Source organism: Aestuariivirga sp., assembly GCF_037139295.1.
Lineage (GTDB): Bacteria > Pseudomonadota > Alphaproteobacteria > Rhizobiales > Aestuariivirgaceae > Aestuariivirga.
The window spans coordinates 1-2,523 of the sequence record NZ_JBAXGR010000246.1; the positions used below are offsets into that span (position 1 = coordinate 1).

The 2,523-nt window shown below is 57.4% G+C and carries 1 protein-coding gene and 1 pseudogene; both read left to right on the top strand.

What is annotated here, in order from left to right; all coding sequences use genetic code 11:
* Positions 1 to 372 precede the first annotated feature (372 nt).
* Positions 373 to 780: pseudogene (locus WCJ41_RS21470) on the top strand (transposase); the annotation flags it as partial.
* Between the two features lie 457 nt (positions 781 to 1,237).
* Positions 1,238 to 2,143 (top strand): hypothetical protein, encoded by a 906-nt coding sequence (locus tag WCJ41_RS21475; RefSeq protein WP_336907880.1) that lies wholly within the window; start codon positions 1,238 to 1,240, stop codon positions 2,141 to 2,143.
* Positions 2,144 to 2,523 lie beyond the last annotated feature (380 nt).

Sequence of the window (2,523 nt, forward strand, 5' to 3'; positions counted from 1 at the left end):
AACACCGCGTGCCCCAGTATCCTGACAGGTGAAGGATTGATTCTTGTTGGCGGAGCAATCTGCCTCTGCTAAAGACTCGCTTGGCGCCGAGCAGGGAAAGGCGAGGATGCCCACGACGCGCATGCTCGCTTTTGCCCGCTCACTGGCGAAGAAAAAGTCGATGCCCCTGCCCCAGAGATGCGAGCAAAGCTTCGATCAATGCTCCGCCTTCCTCGAGCAGCACGCCGGTGGCATCGGGACCAGAGCCAGGAAGAGCGAGCCATGACATCGATAGGAGAGCGGCTTTGAACGGTAAGTAGAGGCAGCCGGATGGGTTGACGATGGCTAAGGGAATGCAGCCGTTTCTGGCAGAATGGAAGTGCCAATCTTTCGCTTCACTTCGCCATCGTCACCAACCTGTCGAGACCGCCTGAGAACATTGTCGCCTTCTACAATCAGCGCGGCGCCTGCGAGCAGTGGTTTAAGGAAGGCAAGGGCGCGATCAAGTGGACCCGCCTGTCGTGCCGCACGTTTGCCGCCAACGCTGCCCGCCTTCAGCTTCACGCCCTCGCCTACAATCTCGGCAACTTCCTGCGCACCCTGGCAACACCCGGGCCGATCAGGGACTGGTCGCTGACCAGCCTGAGGGAGAAGCTGATCAAGATCGGCGTAAAGGTTATCAGCCACGGCCGCTATGTTGCCTTCCAGATGGCGGAGGTCGCTATCGCGAGACAGCTCTTCGCCGGAATCCTGCGGCTGATCGCCGAACAGCGTCCAACGCCTGATCCAGAAGCGGCGTGACGGCCCGGTTGTCATGCGTTCCAGCTCAAACCAAGGGAGAGGTGCGTCTTGATCAACGCACAATCACGGCAAAATCGACATTCCCGGCAAGCAATGAGCAGAAATTGCGGTCATGGCAGACCGTCGACGCTGTCTGCCAAGGGCCGGTCTTGCACCCGGCCCAAAATTGCACAAATCGTCGACCTAACAGGCCGGTCATCCGGTGGATGTCGGTTGATCCTATGCTCCGTAAGCGACTGGCCCCGGAGGATAATCTGGGGCCTCTCGCCGACGCCTTTGTGGAAGAAAGCAAGCGGGTCTGGCTTTGCGACTGACAAAGTCTAATCCCCCATGCTGTGGCGGCTGTAATTCAAGGCCGCTCAAGACTAATCCTCCCTCGACATCCACAACGTGGCAGTGCAGGCTAGCTTAAGTTAGGTTAAGTTTTCCTACAACTCTAGAAGTGGACATTCCCTAAATGGTCGACGAGCTTCAGAAGTATCTTTCCCGCTGCGGCAAAACAGCGTGGCTTTGGGCAGCGCTGCTACTGCTGGTCCTGGCTCCAGACGCCGCGCTCAGTCAATCCTGCAAGTCATCGCCTGAGTGTAAACCGGAGTTCAAGTATTCCGGCCTGAACGGGCTCGTCAAAATCACTGACTGCAAGACCACAGACACAAAGAGCTCCTGCGCCTGGGCAGGTGTGAACCTGCAGACCTCGAACTTCCTCGCCTGCCGGCTCAAGAAGACGGGTCCAATCGCCTTGTGTTTCTACTCTGGGGTTCCGGGCGCGCCACTCAATACGCCCGCCTGCGTTCTCTCGGAGGACAAGAAAACCGCCGAGTGCGACTGCTATAAAATATCGGAGAATAAGCCGGAGGGGGCGACTTATTCCTACGTCCTTATCAACGCGATCCTAAACAAGAGAGTCTATAAGAAGACGATAGCAGTCTGTGGCAAGGATGGCTCCAAATGCCTGAACGGCGCCAACGTCGCGACGAACCCCACGATGCGGGAGGCGCCTGTCTGTGAGTCTCTTCGCGACAACACCCTATTTCCCGGAGCCTATGTGGTGTCAGACTACACGCCCATCCTAATCCCTCAAAAAGGTAATACCGTGTATCAGTGTCCGACGAGCGGAACTTCCAACATATATGCCATGTGCATGACCGCGCCATGCCGAGCAACAGACAGGACCGACCAAACCACTGGTTTGCCGATCGTGAGTTGTTCCTGTCCGACATATGATGGTCCCAATCAGGTCGGAAACCCGCAAATTTCGGATGGCACGAATACGGCACTAGTAAATGCCGCCGACCGCTGCAGCCCGGAGCCCTACGTCTGGTCGTCTGCCTACAATCCCCCGTCGATGCCGACGACGCCGTGATCCTCTCGACAGGCATGGCGGCAGCCGGTTTGAGGAACTCATTGCCCATCCGCCGGCGGCTTGATTGTCATCAGACTGCCTTTAGTCTGCCAAGTACGGTTCGGCGTGCAGCGTCACCTCGACATTGCCGAATTGAACGTCTGGGCCTAACTGCCCTTCGACGGTGAAGGGGGGATGTCCCGTTTATAGATGTTTTTAAACCTTACCCAAGGCCATTACCTTAACCACTCAGTGGACAATCATGCTGGCCGTCGCTGCCCTACTTGGCGCTCTCGGCGCCTCTACTAATCTCCCGCCGGTCGCGGGCGTAGTTCGGTGGTAGAATGGCAGCTTCCCAAGCTGCATGTCGTGCTGTTTGCGTCCTTGCGACGCCTCTTCCC